Genomic DNA, 18,582 nt, shown 5'->3' on the forward strand with positions numbered 1-18,582 from the left:
ATCACCTCCCCACACCCATCGCCGGGCCTCAGCGCGTGCCCTGTCGCTGGATCCGCTCGGCGCCCTCGACCTTGGCCCGGCCCTGATCGCGTTCCGTGCCGGCCGATCCGCTGGCGGTGCGCAGGTGGCGGGCCTTCGGCGAGTGCTCGGTGGACGAGCCCTGGTGGCCGCGCGCGCCGCTGCCGGGATGTTGCCGGCCGCGCGCCGACTCGCCGCCGGGATCATGCTTGTTGTCCTTGTGACTACCCATGCGCCGCGCGTACCCGGTCCACCGGTGGCTAGTCCTTGCCACGCTGTCGGCTGGCGACGGGGCGGCGGGCGGTCGGGGTGGCGCGGCGGGGGCGCGGGCGTTCGGCGGCGGGGTCGGTGGTCCCACCGACGGGGCAGCTCGACAGGGAGCGAGAAGCGGGCATCCGACGCGGTCCGGACACAAAGCCGACCGGCAGCACAAGACCCGTATCCACGCCGCCGTCGATCACCGGAATTCATGTCGGCCTACCGATAGAGCGGCGATTCATCTGATCAATGTCGGTCGATAGCGTGACGGGCAAAGGCCGTCCATGAAAGGCGGGCCATGACAAATCCCATCACCTCACCGTCCCGGCGGCGGATCCTGCTCGGTGCCGCCGCGGCCTCGGCGGTCACCGTCATCGGGGCGAGCGCCGCGCACGCCGCACCACCCGCCGGGGGCGCATCCCCGGCGCGACCCACCCAACCCCTCGTGGCCCGGGACCGGGTCGCCACGGCACGGCTGGCCGGCGGGCCGGCCCGCTTCCAGGCCGACTTCCACGAACGCCTCGACGCCTGGCTGGCCTTCTGGTCGGCCAATTCGCCCCGGAGCTGGAGCACGCCGGTGGAGGTCGAGGGCACGGTGAGCGCGGACGGCGACGCGTTCACGCTGTGCACGATCCGGATCAGCCGCGACGACGAGACGCGGGACGCCTTCGCCGCCCGGCGGGTGGACGCCGCCCACCTGGCCACCCTCGCCAGCCTGCACCACCACTTCCCGTCGGTCCGCGTCGAGGCCGGCGGCGCGTTACGGGTGACCGACGGCCCCGCCGGCTGGACCGGCTCGGCCGAGCAGGTCGCGTTCGCCGTCACCGCCTGCCGGGAGCTGTGGGGGCTGCGCGCCGCCGACGCGACCAGCTGGCGGGCACACGCGAGCCGGGCCGGGCTCGCGGCCGACCCCGCCTCCCGCTCCGGCTGGGCGGCATTCACCAGGGCGAGTCTGCGGCACGGGCTGCGGACCGAATCGTACTGATCTGTGGAGGTAAGGACATGGCACGAAGCGAATTCCGGTTCGTCGTCGACGGCGTCGAGCTGACCACCGAACAGCAGAGCCTCATCGCTGGCGAGATCCAGAAGGCGGGCCTCAACGCGCTGTCCGTGGCCGGCAGCAAGCTGACCAACCCGCTCGCCGTCGGGCACGCCAACATCAAGCTCCGGCCCGAGTGGTACGGGCTGTGGCTGATCGACGGCCCGTTCGCCGAGGAGCTCGGCCAGAAGATCAACGACCTCGGCTTCTGGATGCAGAAGTGACGGACCCCGTCCACCGGCCGGACCCGCCGGAGGGATGTGCCCGAGCACTCCCGCGGCCAACGCCACGGTGTTCCTCGGCATGATCACTCCGGCGGGCCGGGTCGCCTACGTCACGCCGCCGCTCCCGGCCGAGGTCGCCCTCGCCCAGACCGACGCGGACACGCCGGTCGAGTCCCGCTACCGGCTCGCCGGCCCATGCGTCACCGCGAAGTGCGGCTTCTGGACCGGCGAGCACTGCGGTCTCGGCGAACGGGTCGCCGCCTCGTACAGCGACACCGCCGGCCCGGCCGAGGCCGACCTGCCGCGCTGCGCGATCCGACGGACCTGCCGGTGGTACGCCGAGCAGGGCCGCGCGGCCTGCGCAGCCTGCTCCCACGTGGTCACCGACGCCCGCTGACCGCCGCCGTGGGCGACGTCGCCGTCGGGGTCGTCGTCCGCCGCGTCGTGATGACGGTGTGGTCTCACATTGTGTTGACGATCAGCCCGATGTGGGTGAAGTAGTTCAACGCCCCGAACAGAGTGAAGATGGCGCCGGCGATCGCCCACACCACGCCGATGATGCCCAGCAGCACGCGGTTCAGCTTGAGCAGGGCGAACGGGGCGAGAACCGAGCCGATCCCCACCAGGACGTACAGGCCGGAGATGAAGGCGGCCTCGACCTCCGGGTACTCCGCGAACTCCCCCGAGATCGGCTCCTGCGGCGGTGCCGCGAAGAGCGTGTACGTCCAGCCGGCTGCCGCGATGCCGAAACAGGCCAGGCCGAGCGCGAACACGAAGATCGAGATCGGCCACAGCAGTCGCCGCGCCTGCTCCGTCCGGATGCCGCCGTTCTCCAGCGACGCCTCGGCGAAGATCTCACCCCGCCGCCACAGGATGATTGCCGCGCCGAGCATCAGCACCCCGAAGCCCAGGGACGGCTCGCCGAAGATGATGTTGTCGAAGGCGAAACCCCCGGGTGCCAGCGGCCAGGTCAGCGTCATGTGCAGGCCCGTGACGGTGAGGATCGTACCCAGGATCGCGAAGGCGATCGCCCACCCTTCGGTGGCGAGCGGTCTGTCCTTCATCATCTGCCAACCGAGGGCCACGACCAGCAGCAGGCCGACGCCCGCGGCGAGCGCCATGATCGTGTTGTAGGTGGGCATCTGCGCCCAGTCGATCTTCAAGTCCTCCTGGGCGAATGTCTCGAACATGGCGTCTCCCTCCGTTCGCCGCTCTCGACGCAGGTCGACACGACCGCACGACAAAGCGGGCGGCACGGCGAGTTCCCACCATCACGCGACGGAAACGCCACGCCGGACCCGCCGGAGGGCCTGCCGCTGGTACGCCGAGCGGGGTCGGGTGGCCTGCGCCGGCTGCTCCCACGTGGTACCGACGCCCGCTGACCGGGCGCGGGCCGACGAAGCCCGCCGCCAGACGATCCGCTCGCCGGGTCGGTGGCGGCGGGATGTCCGACGGTTCCGCTACGGTCGGGGCGTCATGGAGCCGCGGTTCGGCGAGGTTGTCATCGGGCGGGCGCACCCCGCGGGCCTGCTGCGCGCCGAGGTCGACCGGGCGGCCGCCAGCCACGGCGGCCTCGTCCTGGTCGCCGGCGAGCCCGGCATCGGCAAGACGACCCTGGTCACCGCCGCCGCGAGGGAGGCCCGCCAGCACGGCGCCCTGGTGGTCGGTGCCGCCTGCTGGGATTCCGACAGCGCGCCCGGCTACTGGCCGTGGGTGCAGGTGCTGCGCGGGCTGCGCCGCTCGCCCGACGACTGGGCGGTGGCGCGGGAGGCCGCCGAGCCGGGCCTGGCCGCCCTGCTCGGCGAGACGACCGGCGCGGCGGCCGACCGGGCCATCCGCGAGACGATCCGCGAGGCGATCGGCGGGCCGGCCGACGGCAGCGGGGACGACCAGGGCGACCGGGAGGAGTTCGACCTCTACGACGCGGTGACCACCGCGCTGGTCGCGGTCTCCCAGCGCCGGCCGGTCGTGGTCGTCCTCGACGACCTGCACTGGGCCGACCCGGCCTCGATGCGGCTGCTCCAGTTCGCCGCCCAGCACACCTGGTTCGAACGGCTGCTGCTGGTCGGCACCTACCGTGACGCCGAGGTGGAGGCCGCCGACCACCCGCTGCGCCCGCTGCTGATGCCGCTGGTGGCGAAGGCGACCAGCATCACCCTCACCGGCCTGTCCCGCGACGAGGTGGGCGCGCTGATGGCCCGCACGGCCGGCCGCGAGCCGGATGCCGACCTCGTCGACGAGGTGTACCGGCGCACCGGCGGCAACCCGTTCTTCGTGGAGCAGACCGCCCGGCTGTGGCGCGCCGACGGCCAGGTGAGCACGATCGCGCCCGGCGTACGGGAGGCGGTGCGGCGCCGGCTCGCCCAACTGCCCGCGCCGGTGGCCGACCTGCTCACCGTCGCCGCCGTGCTGGGCCGCGAGTTCCACCGCCAGGTCCTCGCCGCCACCGCCGGCGCCCCGGCGGCGCAGGTCGACCGCCTCCTCGACCGCGCGGTGACCGCCCGGCTCGTGCTGGCCCGCAACGGCGGTCGCTTCGCCTTCGCCCACGACCTGGTCCGGGAGACCCTCTACGACGGGCTCACCGAGGACGACCGGCGGGCCCGGCACGCCGCCGTCGTGCGGGCCGTCGACGGGTCGGCGGCGCTCGCCGAGCGGCTGATCCCGGCCGACCTGGCCCGCCACGCCCACCTCGCCGGCGACGCGCTCGAACCGGCCCGCGCGACCGAGCTGCTGGTGGCCGCCGCCCGGGACGCGAGCGGCCGGCTGGCCGTGGACGAGTCGATCGTCCACTTCCGCCGGGCGCTGGAGGTCGCCGACGACCCGACCCGGCGGGTGAAGATCATGGTCGAGCTGGGCCAGCTGCTGCACCACTGCGGCGACAGCGTCGAGGCCCGACACCTCGTCGCCGAGGCCGCCACGCTGGCGCTGACGGTCGACGACCCGGTGGTGCTGGCCCGCGTCGCCCTCACCGTCCACCGGCACCGCCACCAGTCCGGTTCCGCGCCCACCGTCGACGCGGACGGCCTGCTGCGGGAGGCGTACCGGCGGCTGATCGGCGAGCCGGCGGCCACCCTCGCGGCCGGCACACTCGTCACCGACCTGATCACCGCCACCGAGTCGCTCGCCCGGCGCGGCCGGGACGACGAGGCACTCACCTTCAGCCTGTGGGCCCGGCACGACACCACCTGGGGCCTGGGCACGGCCGCCGACCGGGCCGCGATCACCGCCGAGATCCGCGAGGTGGCACGCCGGAGCGGCGACCGGGAGACCCAGCTCTGGGCGACCTCGCTGCGCTGGGTGGCGCTGCTGGAACTCGGCGATCCGCGATACCACGACGAACTCACCACGTTCGTCACCGGAGCCCGCGAGGGCGACGCCCGGCACCGGATCGGCGCGACCATCGACGACGGCATCATCGCCGGGTTCCGGGGCGACTTCACCCGCGCCGGCGAGCTGCTCGCCGAGCTGGACGAGCTGTCCGAGTGGGACCACTCCGAGTCCGCCTTCATGGGCCACCACGTGCGCTGGTCGTGGCTGCTGCTCCAGGGCCGGCACGACGAGGCCGACGCCCTGCTCGACGGGCTGGACCCCGGCGACCACCCCTACCTACAGGTCGTTCGGGCCATCACCGCGGCCGAGCGCGGCGACGGCGCGACGGCGCTGCGGCTGACCGCCGGGATCGAGGCCGACGGCACGACGTACAGCCGGATGGTGGCGCCGCTGTGGCTGCGGCTGCGCGCCCAGGTCGCCGCCGCCACCCGCGACCCCGGGCGCTGCGCCGAGGCCCGGGAGGCGCTGCGGCCGCACCGTGGGCAGTGGATGACGGCGTTGTTCGGCTGCGACGTCAGCGGCCCGGTCGACCACTGGCTCGCCGCCGTCGACGCGGCGGAACAACGCTGGGACGACGCGGTGGCCGGGCTCGCCGCGGCCCGCGACGCCGCCGACCGGATGGGGGCCCGGCCCTGGTCGGTGCTGGCCCGCGCCGCGCTGGCGGACGCGCTGACCGGGCGCGACCGCCCCGGCGACGCGGCCGCCGCCACCGCGCTGCGCGCCGCCGCCGCCCGGGACGCCGCCGCGCTCGGCATGCACCAGGTGGCCGCCCGGTCGGCCAGTGCGCTTGGGCCGGTGGACCTCCCGGCGGCACGGCAGCACCCGGCCGTCGCGGATGGACGGCAGCACCGGGTCGGCGCGCCCGTGCCGGCTGTCGCGTCCGTGCCGGCGGTCCCCGGGCCGCAGGGGCGGGCTCCGTCCGCCGGGCCCGTCGTCGGGCAGCCGCCGGTCGAGGCGTACGAATTCCGCCGCGACGGCCCGGTCTGGCAGCTCGCCTACGCCGGCACGGTCGTGCACCTGCCCGACGCCAAGGGCCTGCACGACCTGCACCTGCTGCTGGCCCGGCCCGGTGTCGACGTGCCGGCGGTCGAGCTGCTCGACCCGGCCGCCGGGCCGGAGCTCGTCGCCGCCCGCCGGATGGGCGGCGACCCGGTCCTCGACGACGAGGCGAAGGCCCGTTACCGGCGCCATCTGGAGCGGCTGGACGCCGAGATCGACCGCGCCGCCGGGCGCGACGACGAGGCGAAGGTGGCCGCCCTCGACGCCGAGCGGGCGGCCCTGCTCGCCGAGCTGCGCGCCGCCGCCGGGCTGGCGGGCCGCAGCCGCCGCCTCGGCGACGAGGCGGAACGCGCCCGCAAGACGGTGACCGCCCGCATCCGCGACGTGTTGCGCAAGCTCGACGACCGGCACCCGGCGCTCGCCGCCCACCTGCGCGACACCGTCTCCACCGGCGGCACCTGCCGCTACCTCCCGCCCGAGCCGCCCCCCTGGCGGCTCTAGCCCTCGGGCACCCGTCGATCGTCGACATCAGAAGCCGGTAAACCGCGCGGCCTTCCGCGGTGTCTTGGTGACTGAGAGACCAGGAGGGCCAGATGCGAGATCCGCATGGCACGGAGTTCGACGACTTCGTCCGTACCCGGTCGGTGGCGCTGTTGCGGGTGGCATACCTGCTGACCGGCGACCGGCACGCGGCGGAGGACCTGCTCCAGGAGGTGCTGGAGCAGATGTACGTGCGTTGGCGCCGGGTGTGTGCCTTCCCGGAGGCGTACGCCCGGCGGGCCCTGGTCAACCGGTCGATCAACCGGTGGCGGCGGCGGGGCCGGCGGCCGGAGCAGGCACTGGGTGACAACGACGGGGTCGCCCGGGACCACGCCGACGACATCGCGCTCCGTCAGGCGGTCGTCGCGGCGCTGCGTACCCTGCCGCCCCGGCAGCGCGCCGCCGTGGTGCTCCGCTACCTGGAGGACCTGTCGGTCGCCGACGTCGCCGCGACGCTGCGCTGCTCCGAGGGCGCGGTGAAGAGCCACGCCTCCCGGGGCCTGGCCCGCCTCCGGGAGGCGCTGGCCGGATCGAGTCTCGTCCTGTCCGTCCCGACCGACACCAGGGGTGCGCGATGACCATCGAAGAGAGCGAGGTGCAGGGCGTCCTGCGCCGGGTGACCGACGACCTCGTCGCCCCGCCGACCCTGCTCGACGACGTGCGACGGGGTGGGCGTCGCCGACTGCTGCGACGTCGGGCCGTCCTGGCCGCGGTGTGCGCGGCCGTGGTGGCGGTACCCGTCGGCGGTGCGATCCACCTCGCCGACGACAGGGCCGGCAAGGTTGCGGTCGAGGTCGCCTCGCCGCTGTTCGACGGACCCACCCGCGGCGATCTGGCCGGCGACGAGGAGTACCTGCGGCAGGTCCGGGAGGCGTGGCGGCAGCGTACGAGCGACAAGGAGTTCGACGCCGGGAGCGAGCCGCACGTGGTCTGGGCGGGTGACACCCCGGCCGGGCCCGCCGCCTACGTCGCGCAGCGGGCCACCGTCACCCGGATGGTGTCCGAGCCGGGCAACGACCGCCTGATCGGCTATGCCGCGTTCGTCGAGCCCACCGCCAGCGGCCCGCGGGTCATGGCGTTGGGCGGCATGAACGACAGCATGGCCGGCAATTCGGCGGCCGTGCTGCTCGGGCCGCGGCGTGACGTGCTGGTCGTGCTCGACGCCGGGTACCCGGTGGAGTTCTCACCGACGTTCCGGTACGCCCCGGACGGCCGCGTCGAGCGCACCTTCCAGCGGGTGGCGTTCCGGGACGGGGCCGCCGTGCTGTCGGTGCCGTCGCAGCGCGACAGGGTGACCTTCGCCCTGGTCGGGGTGCCGTTCAGCACGGCGACCGCCGTCGAGGTCACTAACATTGACGAGATCCTCTTCCCCGACAAGGAAAAGGACAGCCCACAGCCGAGGTGGGTCACCCACACGTTGCCCGGGGCGGAACAGGTGTGGGGCGGCGACCCCGCCGCGATCGCCAAGGCCTTCCAGCGGCGGGAGGCGCTCGCCGCCTATGAGGATCGCGGCGGCGCCCACCGCTCTGGTGATGCTCCGCTGCTGGTCGTCCACGGTGCGACCCCCGACGGTCGGCGGTTGCTGCTCCAGACCATCCAGTTCGACGACGATCCTGCCCGCGCGATCGCCCTGCTCGCCCGCGGCGACGCGCCGTTCGAGCCGGCGGCCAGCGGGTTCATCGACTGGAAGGCGCCGCTGCCGGTGCGGCTGCGGCTGCCGGACGGGCAGGGCGTCCTCGTCGTCGCCGAGGGCGCGGCGCTGAGCTACCGGGTCGGCGCCGGGCGGTGGCAGGACGCCGGGCGTGGTGCGGCGCTGCTACCCGCCGACGCCACCCAGGTACGCGTCGCCACCGCCGGCGGCACGGCCACCGTCCGGATCGACTCCTAGGCGGCCACCGGATCGACGACGGGCACCCCCACCTCCGTGGCGGTGCCCGTCGTCGGCCGGGTCAGCGGCGGTTGTAGCGGTACATGGTGAGGGTGCCGAAGACCACCACGAACCCGGCGCTCCACACCAACGTCCACATCGTGCTCGACGCGTCCGACGCCCCCGACATCGTCGCCCGCACCGAGGCCACGAGCTGGGTGACCGGGTTGACCTTCACGAACGCCTGCAACCAGCCGGGCATGGTGGCCGGCTCGACGAAGACGTTGCTCAGGAAGGTCAGCGGGAACAGCACCATCATGCTGACCCCCATCACCGACTTCTCGCTGCGCAGCACCAGGCCGAAGAACGTCCAGACCCAGGAGAACGCGAACGAGAAGACCACCAGCAGGCCGATGCCGCCCAGCACGCCCAGCAGCCCGCCGTCGGGGCGGAAGCCCAGCACCAGGCCGACGCCGAGGATGACCACGGCGGCCAGCACGTACCGCAGCACGTCGCCGAAGATCATGCCGACCAGCGCGGCGGGTCGCCACACCGGCAGCGTCCGGAACCGGTCGAAGACGCCCTTCTCGATGTCGGTGTTCAGGCCCACCCCGGTGTACATGGTGATCATCACGACGCTGGTCACCATGATGCCGGGCAGGAAGAACTGCAGGTAGTCCCGTGGGCTGTCGGCGAGGGCGCCGCCGAACAGGTACGTGAACATCAGCACCATGATGATCGGGAACGCCGTCACGTCGAACAGCTGCTCCGGCACGTGCTTGATCTTCAACATGGCCCGCCAGCCGAACGTCAGCGACGCCGACAGCGGGCTCGGGCGGGACGGCCGGGCGCCGGGCGCGAGAACGGTCGCCAGCGCCTCCGCCGACGGTACGTAGACCGACGGGGCCGGCCCGGCCGTGGTGGTGGCGTTGCTGCTCATCGGGCTGCCTCCAGCTGCTCGTCCCGCTCGTCGGCGCCGACCGCGGCGTGGTCGGTCAGGGCCAGGAAGACCTCGTCCAGGCTCGGCTGGCCGAGGGAGAAGTTGTCGACGACGATGCCGGCGCGGGCCAGGTCGCCGAGGACCCGGGCGGCCTGCTCGCTGGCGTCGAGGTCGCCGCCCTCGCCGCCGACCCGGGCGGTCAGCGCCACCGGGTCGGGCTCGAGCTGCACCGGCACGCCGAGCACCGCGTGCAGCAGCCGCTCCGCCTCGGGCCGCTGGTGCGCGTCACGCAGTCGCAGGTGGACGGTGCCGGAACCGACCGAGGACTTCAGCTCGCCCGGGGTGCCCTCCGCGATCACCCGGCCGTGGTCCACCACCGCGATCCGGCCGGCCAACTGGTCGGCCTCGTCCAGGTACTGCGTGGTCAGCAGGACCGTGGTGCCGTGCGCCACCACGGCCCGGACGATCTCCCACACCTGGTTGCGGCTGCGCGGGTCCAGCCCCGTCGTCGGCTCGTCGAGGAACAGCAGGTCCGGGGTGTTGAGGATGCTCGCGGCGATGTCGATGCGCCGCCGCATGCCGCCGGAGTACTTCTTGACCTGCCGGTCGGCCGCCTCGGTCAGCCCGAACGCGGCGAGCAGCCCGTCCGCCCGCTGCCGCGCGGCCGGCTTGCCGTGCCCGAGCAGCCGACCGAGCAGGATCAGGTTCTCCAACCCGGTCAGGTCCTCGTCCACCGAGGCGTACTGGCCGGTGAGGCTGACCCGGGCCCGGACGGCGTCGGCCTCGTGGACGACGTCGTGGCCGAACACCCGCGCCCGCCCACCGTCTGGGCGCAGCAGCGTGGCCAGCACCCGTACCGCCGTGGTCTTGCCGGCGCCGTTCGGGCCGAGCACCCCGTAGACGGTGCCGGCGGGCACCGCGAGGTCCAGGCCGTCCAGCGCCCGGGTGTCCCCGAACGAGCGGGTCAGCCCCTCGGCCTCGACGGCCAGCCCGGTGCTGCGTCTATTCATGATCCCTACCTTCCTTCGCGAACTGTCAGGAGACGTACGGGCGAGCGGCGCGGCCGTCGCGCAGGGCCAGGCCCCACCAGCAGAGCTGGTCGAGCAGTACGCGGGCGGCCCGGCGTAGCTGGTCGGTGGCCAGCGGGGTCGGTTCGCCGCAGAGCAGGTCCACGCCGACGACGTCGCGCATCGTGACGGCGTGCAGGGCGGTGAAGACCGTCCGGAGCTGGTCGACGGCGTGCAGGCCGACGGAACCGCAGCCGTACGACACGAAACCGACCGGCTTCGCCTGCCACTCGTCGTACGCGTAGTCGATCGCCTGTTTCAACGAGGCGGGGAAGCTGTGGTTGTACTCCGGGGTGACCACGACGAACGCCTCCGCCCGGCCGACCTGCTCGGCGAACGCGCGCATCGCCGGGGTCGGCTCCGCCGGGTAGCCGGCGGGGAAGTCGTAGTGGGCGAGGTCGACCACGGTGACCGCCAGTCCGTCGTGCGCCTCCGCCCGGTCGACGAACCAGCGGGCGATCCGGTCGCCCACCCGCCCCTCCCGGGTGCTGCCGATGATCACGGCGAGTCGCATCGGCTCCACGGTTCCTCCTCCCGGCCGTTCCGGTCCCACCCGTCAGGCGCGAGACGGTGGCCGGCGGTCCGCGAGATCAGATCTAGCGGCCCCGCGACGCCGCCAGGTCCGGTGCCCGGGTGGCGGCGGGCCTGCCGGCCCGACCCACTCGGGGCCGGGTGGGACGCTGATCGTCGGTGGTGGCTGCTTGACTGCACCGGCGGAGAAGAGGGGGACGCGATGACCGACGTGCGCATCGAGCCGTGGAGCGAGGGCGACCTCGACCTGTTGCGGCAGCTCAACGCGCCGGAGATACGGGCGCACACCGGCGGCCCGGAGACCGACGAGCAGGTGCTCGCCCGGCACGGGCGCTACGTGCGCTTCGGCGACACCGGTCAGGGCTGCATGTATGCGGTGGTGCTGCCCGACGGGGCCAGGGTGGGCAGCGTCGGCTACTGGGAGCGGGAGTGGCGCGACCAGCGGGTCTATGAGCTGGGCTGGGCGATCCTGCCGGGGCACCAGGGCCGGGGGCTCGCGACGGCGGCGGTGCGCGCGGCGGCGGCGGTGGCCCGTGCCCGGAGGACGCACCGCTTCGCGCACGCGTACCCGTCTGTCGACAACGCCCCGTCCAACGCGGTCTGCCGCAAGGCGGGTTTCACGCTGCTCGGCGAGACCGAGTTCGAGTTCCCGCCCGGGCACCTGATGCGCTCCAACGACTGGCGCCTCGACCTGAGCGCGTAGTCGGGGCGTTGGTAAGAACCGCTCCATGAGTAACGCCGGCGTGTTCAGTTTGCTGAACGCGCATCGAGCGGGCAGGGTGGCGACCCGTGAAGGCGCGCCACTGCGCGCCCGGCTGGGTCGCCTCCAACTCGGCACGCCACCCCGCCGACCGCACCGCGGCGGCCAACCCCAACTTCAGCAGATGGTGCTCCACCGTCTCCCGCGTCACCAGACAGTCCGGACCGCGCTGCGGGTCATGCGCGAAGAACCGCAGACCACCCGCAGACACCTTGGCGTGCACAGGGTGCTCGCACCGTTGGCAGCACAGAACGACACGCGGCCGCGGCCGGCCGTCGGTCAGGGTGGGACCCGGCTGCCGGGCGCGTGGCCGCCGTGCCGGCCGGTGAGCAGGGCGTCCAGGTGGTTCTTCGCGGCCAGCCAGAGCACGCCGGTGGCCTCCTCGGGCCCGCTCCGACAGGACGACAGCGCGGAGACCGGCGATACAGAGCTCCGTGAACCCCACCACCGGATGCATCCGTGTCTCCATCGACACACATGTTTCGCGCGTGTCAGGCGCAACCGATCCACGGCAACGTCCCACTACAAGCTCCCACTACGACATCCTAGGAGCCCAGATGACAGCATTGACACGCATGCGCAAGGCGTGGCGACCGGTCCTGGTCGGCGCCCTGGTCCTGGCAGGGTTGGCCACAACCTCGACTACGGCAGTGGCAGCGAGCACCAACCGGACCGGACTCTGCAACAAGGCAAGCTACTGGTCGTACCTGCAGTTCCCCTCTCGTGGCGGGTTTTCCAGTTACCTGGTAGCGCCGGGCAAATGTTGGAGCATGGCGCTTCGCAGCGGCAGCACTGAGCCTGTCCACGTGTATGCCTACCGGACCAGCGACGGCGCGACGTTCTGGATCGACTGGAAGATGATCAAGACGGGCGAGCACAACGTGTTCCGGACCTACGGCGAGATCCCCACGCGCAAGGTCAAGTTTTCACACCGTTGACGGCCGTGGAAGCCCGGCGCGCCCAGCTGGCGCGCCGGGCACGGCGATTGCGTAGTCGGACGCTGAGGCTCTAAGCGTCCGACAGCTAGTTGGACGGCTCGCGCCGTCTCATTCGTCGTCTCATCCAGGGACGTTGCAGGGGCGTCCGCCACCGTTCGACGGTCGTTCATCGCCGCAGCTCAACCGGGCAGCGGCTCGTCGTCTACGTCCCCGAGCCCGGCTCGCCCACGCAGGCGGTCTTCCGCCGGCTCGCCGAGCGTGTCGGTTCCGGCTGGCAGCCCACCAGCTCCTCCCCGCCAGCCGAGCGCCGGTAGAGCACGCTGTGCCGGTCCCGGCTCCGGAGCACCAGACCGGACCGCAGCAGCACCCCCAGGTGGTAGGAGACGGTGGCCGGGGCCAGCCGGTGCCGCTCGCTGAGCTGCCGGGTGGAGCGGGGCACGTCCAGGTCCGCCAGGATCGCGGCCCGGCTCGCGCCGACCAGCTCACCGAGCCCGCCCCGGCGCTGGTCGGCCCGCCTGGCGCCGAGCGGGTAGACCAGCACCGCGTTGCCGGCGTCGCAGAGCTGCGTCGAGATGTGCGGCCAGGCCAGCACCGACGGCGCGAGCACCAGCTCCGCCTCGGCGAGCGCCGTGGTGATCCGGTACGAGCTGTCGATGGTCAGTGCCCGGCCGGTCCAGGCCACCCTCGGGTGCAGGCTGTTCAGCACGCTGCCCACCCCGGTGGTCGCCATCGTGGTGGCCTGCAGGGCCAACTCCGCCTCCAGCGTGGCCCGCAGCGCCGGCCACTGGTCGGCCAGCGCGGCCCGCCAGAAGTGTCGGAGCCCGTCGGCGATCCGCCGGGCCAGGGTGCCGTCCTCGACCGCCGCGCGGACGCACACCGGCAGCCGGCCGGCCGGGAACCGTTCGTGCACCTGCACGGCCACCTCGTCGGCTGACGTCGCCTCGGCCGCCGCCAACTGCTCGTCGAACACGGCGTCGGGCGGGCTCAGCGGCGGCTTCGGGGTGAGCAGGTCCGGTGTGTAGCCGCCCCGGCCGGGCGGCGTGACCAGCTGTGCGACCAGGGCCACGTCGGGGTGCCGGAGCGTGGCCCGCGCGGCGGGGCCGGGGTCGCCGTGCACCGGGTGCCCGAACGGCGACAGCGCGGCCTGCAGCCAGGACGTCACCTCCGCCGCCGGCGAGGTCGCCAGGCGGAGCTGGGCGAGAGTCGGGCAGTCCAGATGCGCGACCAGCACGGGGGGATCCTACCGGCGGCGTGGTCGGTGCGGTGTCGAGCATTCGACCGGGCTCGAATCAGTGGCCGGGTGCGCCGTGAGCGGGGTTTGCTGCCACCCGACCGACCCACTCTTCGCCGAGGAGCATGCGATGCGCCCACCCGCCCCCGTCCGTACCGCCGGCCGGCTCGGCCGCACGCTCGCCCTGGTCGGGCTCGCCGCCGGCCTGCTCGCCGCGGCCCCCGCGGCCGTGTCGGCCGCCCCCGACGCCGCGACGGCCGGAAGCGGCGACGCCACCGCCCACGGCTGCGAGCGCGCCTTCGACCGCGCCGTCCAGGCGTACGTGGACACCACCGCGCGGCGCGACCTGGACGGCTTCGCGGCCCTGCTGCACCCCGATGTCACCTCGGTCTTCGCCTCCGACGGGGAAATCCTCGACGGCAAGCAGGCCACCGTGGACTGGCTGCGCGGTTTCTTCGCCGACGACTCCTGGACCCAGTCGTTCAGCGTGGCGAAGCGGACCGTGGTGGGCTGTCGCACCGGGTTCGTGCTGTTCGACTCCGTCTACGCGGTGCCCGCGACCGGCACCCGGGTGTCGCTGCTGATCGGGGTCAGCTTCGCCTACGAGCACGGCCGGTGGCTGGTGGTGCAGAACCAGGACTCGGTGGGCCGGATCTGACCCGGGGGGCGATCGGGGGGAGGGGCGGGCGCGGTCACTGCCGCGCCCGCCACGAAGTTGCCCCGGACCAGCAGCAGCGTGCACCGTCCGGCCCCCTTCCACCCGCGCCGTTCCGTCGTGTCGCGTTACGCGGGTAGGTAGTCGAAGGTGTCCGGATGCCCGCCCTGCCGGCCGGCCTCGCCCCGGTCCAGCCCGGTGATCTGCTCCATCGCCGCGTCGTCCAGCTCGAAGTCGAAGATCCGGATGTTCTCCTCGATCCGCTCCGGGGTGGTGGACTTGGGGAAGACGATGTCGCCGCGCTGCACGTGCCAGCGCAGCACCACCTGGGCCGGGGTCCGGCCGACCTGCTCGGCGACGTCGACGATCGTCGGGTCGCCCAGCACCTTGCCCTGCGCGATCGGCGACCACGCCTCGGTGAGGATGTTGTGCCGGTGGCCGTACTCCCGCACCTCCTCGTTGCCGAAGTACGGGTGGACCTCGACCTGGTTGACCGCCGGCACCACGTCCGCCTCGGCGGCCAGCCGCTCCAGGTGCGGCACCTGGAAGTTCGACACCCCGATCGAGCGGGCCCGGCCGTCGAGCTGGAACTCCTTCAGCGTCCTCCACGTCGAGACGAAGTCGCCGTCGTAGAGGGTGGGCAGCGGCCAGTGGATCAGGAACAGGTCGATGTGGTCCATCTTCAGCGCGGCCAGCGTCGACTCGAACGCCTTGCGGGCGTCGTCGGGCCGGTGGAAGGCGTTGCTCAACTTGCTGGTCACGAAGACTTCGTCGCGGCCCAGCCCCGACTCGCGGATCGCCTGGCCCACCTCCGCCTCGTTGCCGTACATCTCGGCGGTGTCGATGTGCCGGTAGCCGACCTCCAGGGCCCTGCGGACCGCGGCGACGGTGTCCTTCGGATCGATCTGGAACACCCCGAAGCCGAACTGCGGGATGGTGTTGCCGTCGTTCAGGGAGAGGATGGGGACCGCGTTCGCCATCGGGGCTCCTTCGCCGGTCGTCACGAAGCCGGGTGCGCGGAACCGCTTCCACGCCCGGCGGGCCATCCCCTGGCGTACCCCCGATCCGAGGTGTTCCAACCGGCGATCCCGGCCTCAGGTCGGCTCGTCGAAGAGCACCGGCCAGGGCCGGGGCGCCGGCCCGGGCGGCGGCGCCGGGGGCGCGGACCCGTCGGCCAGCACCTCCGCCGCGAGCTGCCCGAACATCGGCGCGGCCGGGTGCGCGGACCGGCGCGGCCAGGCCGCCGAGGTGCGCTTGACCAGCGGCGACCCGGCGATCGGCCGCCAGGCGATCCGGGGTTCCCGGCGGGCCGTCGCCGCGGGCTCGACGGCGACCCCGCCCCCGGCCAGCACCAGCCCGAACAGGAACTCGGGGTTCCGCGCCGGGCGGACCCGCGCCGGCGCGAAGCCGTGCCGGCGGCAGACGTCGAGCAGGTGGTCGTGCCAGCCGGGCGCGGTGGCCCGGGGCGCGGTGACCAGGTCCAGGCCGGCCAGCGCCGCCAGCTCCACCTCCCGGCCCCGGGCCAGCGGCGACGCCCGCGGCAGCAGCACCCCCAGCGGTACGTCGACGGCGGCGCCGAGGCGCAGCCCCTCGTCGGTGACGGGGTGGTGGAGCAGGCCGACGTCCAGCCGCCCCTCGGCCAGCATCCGCTCCTGCTCGCCGCTGGTCAGCTCGTGCAGGTCCACGTCGAGCCCGGGCGCCCGGTCGGCCAGCCGGTCGAGCAGCTCGCGCAGGGTCACCGCGGGCGTCTCCGGGGGCACCCCCGCCCGGAGCACCCCGGACACCCCCTCGCGCACCTGGCGCATCAGGTTGCGCAGCCGGCTCTCCCCGGCGAGCAGGTCCTCGGCCTCGCCGAGCAGCAGCTGGCCGGCGGTGGTCAGGCGCACCTGGCGGCGGGACCGGTCGAACAGCTCCACCGCCAGCTCCCGCTCCAGGCGCTGCACCGACTGGCTCAGCGGCGGCTGGGCCATGCCGAGCAACTCGGCGGCCCGGCCGAAGTGCAGCTCGCGGGCGACCACCACGAAGTGCCGCAGGTGCCGGAGCAGGTCCACGGCCGGACCCTACGCCAGCGCCCCGACGCGGGCGGCGGCTACGGTGCGTAGCGTGGTGACGGAGCGGATCGCGGAGATCTTCGAACGGGTCGGGGTCACCGGCTGCCTGCACGCGGTCGACCTCGACGCGGCCGACGACGGCGCGGGGCAGCCCGGCGGCCGGCGGGAGGTGGCGGTCCGGGCCGACGAGCAGGTGGTGATCGCCTCGATCTTCAAGATCCTGCTGGCGTTGGAGTTCGCGCGGCAGGTCGTCGCCGGCCAGCTCGACCCGCAGGAGCGGGTGCTGGTCACCGCCGCCGACCGGCTCGGCGGGTGGGGGATCGCCGGCTGCGCCGACGACGCCGAGGTGTCGCTGCGGGACCTGGCCTACTTCGCCATGTCGGTCAGCGACAACACCGCCGCCGACCTGCTGCTGCGCCGGGTCGGCGCGGACGTGCTGCCGATGCTCGCCGCCGAGCTGGGGCTGCCGCGCACCCGGATCGTCGGCGGCCCCCGGCATCTGGTGGAGATGATGCTCGCCGACGTCGGCGCGCGCACCGAGGCGGACTTCGCCCGGATCTTCCCCACCCTGCCCGCCGAGCGGGTCCGCGCGATGCGGGTGTTCGACCCCGCGCACACCACGTCGAGCACGGCTCGCGAGATCACCCGGCTGCTCGGCCTGGTCTGGCGGGACGAGGCCGGCGCACCCGGGGCCTGCGCGATGGTCCGGGGCTGGATGGCCCGGCAGCTCTTCTGGACCCGGCTGGCCGCCGGCTTCCCGTCCGGGGTGCGGGTGGCCGGCAAGACCGGCAGCCTGCCGGGGCTGCACCTGGAGGCCGGCGTGGCCGAGTACCCCGACGGCGGCCGGTATGCGATCGCCGTCTTCGCCCGCGCCGCCCACCTCGCCACCCGCCGCATCGACGTCGACCTGGCGATGGGCGAGGCGGCCCGGACCGCCGTCGAGGCGCTGCGCGCCCCCTGATCTCCGGCCGGGGCGAGCCGCGCCGGGCCCCGCTGAGCTGGCCCGATATGCCGGCGGGTATCGACCGTTCCGGCCGTGGATCTTGGACCGGGCGGGGGGCGTGCTGATTGGCTCGGCACCGACCGATCAGCACCACGACGGGGAGAACTCCGCATGCCCAACCTCGACCGCCGCCGCTTCCTCCGCGACGCCGCCGCCAGCACCGCGCTGGTCTCCGCCGGCGGGCTCGCCGGCACCGCCCTGGCCGGCCCGGCGCAGGCCGCGCCGCCGGCCACCGCCCCGGTCGCCGCCGCCCCGGCCGGCCGCCGCCGTGGCCCGGTCAGCTTCCGCTGGTGGGGTACGACGGCCTGGCGCATCGACATCGGCGACCGCACCGTCCTGGTCGACCCCTTCCTCAGCCGTATCGACACCGGGCTGTTCAAGGGCGCCTTCGACGCGGCCGCGCCGCTGGAGGTCCGCACCGACGTGGTGGACTCCCTCGTGGACCGGGCCGAGACGGTGCTCGTCACGCACACCCACTGGGACCACTACATGGACGTGCCGCACATCGTCGGCCGCACCGGCGCCCGGGTCGTCGGCACGCTGACCGCCTACCACCTCGGGCTGGCGTACGGGCTGCCGTCGGGGAAGCTCAGCCCGGTCCGGGGCGGGGAGGTGCTGGACTTCGGCGCGTACACCGTGGAGGTGGTCGGCTCCCTGCACAGCCGCAACGCGTCGTACTCGATGGCGTTCCCCGGCGTACGGGTCAGCCAGCCGGCGCGGCCGGCCACCATCGCGGACCTGCCGGAGGGGGACACGCTGGCGTACCAGGTGCGGGTGGCCGACGGACCGTCGGTGTTCTTCATGGGTGCGAGCGACTTCGTCGCGCGGAACCTGACCGGCCTCGCCCCCGACGTGGCCATGGTGGCGCTGCCGAGCAGCACCGCCACCGCCGACTACGCCGAGCGGCTGCTCGACGCGCTGGACCGGCCGAAGGTCGTGGTGCCGGTGCACTTCGACAACTTCGAGACGGAGCTGCGCAACCCGGTGCCCGTGTCGCCGAAGGACCGGGAGCGGCTCGACGGGCTCGTCGCGGCGGTGCGGCGGGTCTCCCCGCGCAGCCGGGTGGTCGTGCCCGAGTACCACACCGCGTACCACTTCTGACCGGTCGCCGGCATACGCTCGGGGCGCGCC

At 73.9% G+C, this 18,582-nt stretch carries 19 protein-coding genes; 11 read left to right on the top strand and 8 right to left on the bottom strand.

Annotated features, from left to right (window positions below; translation table 11 throughout):
• Positions 1 to 28: 28 nt before the first annotated feature.
• Positions 29 to 250 carry a hypothetical protein gene (locus ACGF5G_RS04820; protein WP_393259006.1) on the bottom strand — a complete coding sequence of 74 codons (222 nt, stop codon included), beginning with the start codon at positions 248 to 250 and terminating at the stop codon, positions 29 to 31.
• A gap of 324 nt (positions 251 to 574) precedes the next feature.
• Here ACGF5G_RS04820 and ACGF5G_RS04825 point away from each other — a divergent pair, with 324 nt between their 5' ends.
• The 3 genes from ACGF5G_RS04825 (at position 575) to ACGF5G_RS04835 (ending at position 1,936) form a co-directional block, all read left to right on the top strand.
• Entirely contained in the window at positions 575 to 1,261 is a 687-nt protein-coding gene (locus ACGF5G_RS04825) for a hypothetical protein (RefSeq protein WP_393259008.1), read from the top strand.
• Between the two features lie 17 nt (positions 1,262 to 1,278).
• Positions 1,279 to 1,539, top strand: a complete 261-nt coding sequence (locus ACGF5G_RS04830; RefSeq protein WP_357703133.1) for a hypothetical protein — start codon at positions 1,279 to 1,281, stop codon at positions 1,537 to 1,539.
• 79 nt (positions 1,540 to 1,618) lie between these two features.
• Entirely contained in the window at positions 1,619 to 1,936 is a 318-nt protein-coding gene (locus tag ACGF5G_RS04835) for a hypothetical protein (protein ID WP_393259009.1), read from the top strand.
• 64 nt (positions 1,937 to 2,000) lie between these two features.
• Here ACGF5G_RS04835 and ACGF5G_RS04840 read toward each other — a convergent pair whose 3' ends face one another.
• Entirely contained in the window at positions 2,001 to 2,729 is a 729-nt protein-coding gene (locus tag ACGF5G_RS04840) for a DUF981 domain-containing protein (RefSeq protein WP_393259010.1), read from the bottom strand.
• A 286-nt stretch (positions 2,730 to 3,015) separates the two neighbouring features.
• On the opposite strand from ACGF5G_RS04840, the gene ACGF5G_RS04845 reads away from it, so the two are divergent.
• The 3 genes from ACGF5G_RS04845 (at position 3,016) to ACGF5G_RS04855 (ending at position 8,296) form a co-directional block, all read left to right on the top strand.
• Positions 3,016 to 6,369, top strand: a complete 3,354-nt coding sequence (locus tag ACGF5G_RS04845) for an ATP-binding protein (RefSeq protein ID WP_393259011.1) — start codon at positions 3,016 to 3,018, stop codon at positions 6,367 to 6,369.
• Positions 6,370 to 6,461: 92 nt separating this feature from the next.
• Positions 6,462 to 6,986: a SigE family RNA polymerase sigma factor gene (locus ACGF5G_RS04850; protein WP_393259013.1), complete on the top strand. Its 525-nt coding sequence runs from the start codon at positions 6,462 to 6,464 to the stop codon at positions 6,984 to 6,986.
• Positions 6,983 to 8,296, top strand: a complete 1,314-nt coding sequence (locus tag ACGF5G_RS04855) for a hypothetical protein (RefSeq protein ID WP_393259014.1) — start codon at positions 6,983 to 6,985, stop codon at positions 8,294 to 8,296. Before ACGF5G_RS04850 ends, ACGF5G_RS04855 begins: the two co-directional genes overlap by 4 nt.
• A gap of 61 nt (positions 8,297 to 8,357) precedes the next feature.
• Here the strand turns inward: ACGF5G_RS04855 and ACGF5G_RS04860 are convergent, their stop codons facing one another.
• The 3 genes from ACGF5G_RS04860 to ACGF5G_RS04870 are packed head-to-tail and all read right to left on the bottom strand — an operon-like array spanning position 8,358 to position 10,796.
• Entirely contained in the window at positions 8,358 to 9,215 is an 858-nt protein-coding gene (locus ACGF5G_RS04860) for an ABC transporter permease (protein WP_393259016.1), read from the bottom strand.
• Complete coding sequence (locus ACGF5G_RS04865; RefSeq protein WP_393259018.1) at positions 9,212 to 10,225, bottom strand: ATP-binding cassette domain-containing protein; 1,014 nt, start codon at positions 10,223 to 10,225, stop codon at positions 9,212 to 9,214. The genes ACGF5G_RS04860 and ACGF5G_RS04865 overlap by 4 nt, the downstream gene beginning before the upstream one ends.
• A gap of 25 nt (positions 10,226 to 10,250) precedes the next feature.
• Entirely contained in the window at positions 10,251 to 10,796 is a 546-nt protein-coding gene (locus ACGF5G_RS04870) for an NADPH-dependent FMN reductase (protein WP_393259227.1), read from the bottom strand.
• 219 nt (positions 10,797 to 11,015) lie between these two features.
• Between ACGF5G_RS04870 and ACGF5G_RS04875 the strand changes: the two genes are divergently transcribed.
• Both ACGF5G_RS04875 and ACGF5G_RS04880 read left to right on the top strand, forming a co-directional pair.
• On the top strand, positions 11,016 to 11,516 hold the full coding sequence (locus ACGF5G_RS04875; RefSeq protein WP_393259019.1) for a GNAT family N-acetyltransferase: 501 nt from the start codon (positions 11,016 to 11,018) through the stop codon (positions 11,514 to 11,516).
• Between the two features lie 614 nt (positions 11,517 to 12,130).
• On the top strand, positions 12,131 to 12,511 hold the full coding sequence (locus tag ACGF5G_RS04880; protein ID WP_393259021.1) for a hypothetical protein: 381 nt from the start codon (positions 12,131 to 12,133) through the stop codon (positions 12,509 to 12,511).
• 202 nt (positions 12,512 to 12,713) lie between these two features.
• Here ACGF5G_RS04880 and ACGF5G_RS04885 read toward each other — a convergent pair whose 3' ends face one another.
• A complete protein-coding gene (locus tag ACGF5G_RS04885; protein WP_393259022.1) occupies positions 12,714 to 13,742 on the bottom strand; it encodes a DUF5937 family protein in 1,029 nt (342 codons plus the stop codon).
• 130 nt (positions 13,743 to 13,872) lie between these two features.
• Between ACGF5G_RS04885 and ACGF5G_RS04890 the strand changes: the two genes are divergently transcribed.
• Entirely contained in the window at positions 13,873 to 14,400 is a 528-nt protein-coding gene (locus ACGF5G_RS04890; RefSeq protein WP_393259024.1) for a nuclear transport factor 2 family protein, read from the top strand.
• Between the two features lie 125 nt (positions 14,401 to 14,525).
• Here ACGF5G_RS04890 and ACGF5G_RS04895 read toward each other — a convergent pair whose 3' ends face one another.
• On the bottom strand, positions 14,526 to 15,377 hold the full coding sequence (locus ACGF5G_RS04895; RefSeq protein WP_393259025.1) for an aldo/keto reductase: 852 nt from the start codon (positions 15,375 to 15,377) through the stop codon (positions 14,526 to 14,528).
• A gap of 114 nt (positions 15,378 to 15,491) precedes the next feature.
• The gene (locus ACGF5G_RS04900; RefSeq protein WP_393259028.1) at positions 15,492 to 16,448 is read right to left on the bottom strand and encodes a LysR family transcriptional regulator; all 957 of its coding nucleotides are present in this window, start codon (positions 16,446 to 16,448) and stop codon (positions 15,492 to 15,494) included.
• A gap of 52 nt (positions 16,449 to 16,500) precedes the next feature.
• Here ACGF5G_RS04900 and ACGF5G_RS04905 point away from each other — a divergent pair, with 52 nt between their 5' ends.
• Together ACGF5G_RS04905 and ACGF5G_RS04910 are read left to right on the top strand one after the other, a co-directional pair.
• Positions 16,501 to 17,409 carry a serine hydrolase gene (locus ACGF5G_RS04905; RefSeq protein WP_393259029.1) on the top strand — a complete coding sequence of 303 codons (909 nt, stop codon included), beginning with the start codon at positions 16,501 to 16,503 and terminating at the stop codon, positions 17,407 to 17,409.
• Positions 17,410 to 17,562: 153 nt separating this feature from the next.
• Positions 17,563 to 18,552, top strand: a complete 990-nt coding sequence (locus ACGF5G_RS04910; protein ID WP_393259031.1) for an MBL fold metallo-hydrolase — start codon at positions 17,563 to 17,565, stop codon at positions 18,550 to 18,552.
• Positions 18,553 to 18,582 lie beyond the last annotated feature (30 nt).

It is taken from the genome of Micromonospora sp. NPDC047730, assembly GCF_043204765.1.
In the GTDB taxonomy this organism is placed as follows: domain Bacteria; phylum Actinomycetota; class Actinomycetes; order Mycobacteriales; family Micromonosporaceae; genus Micromonospora.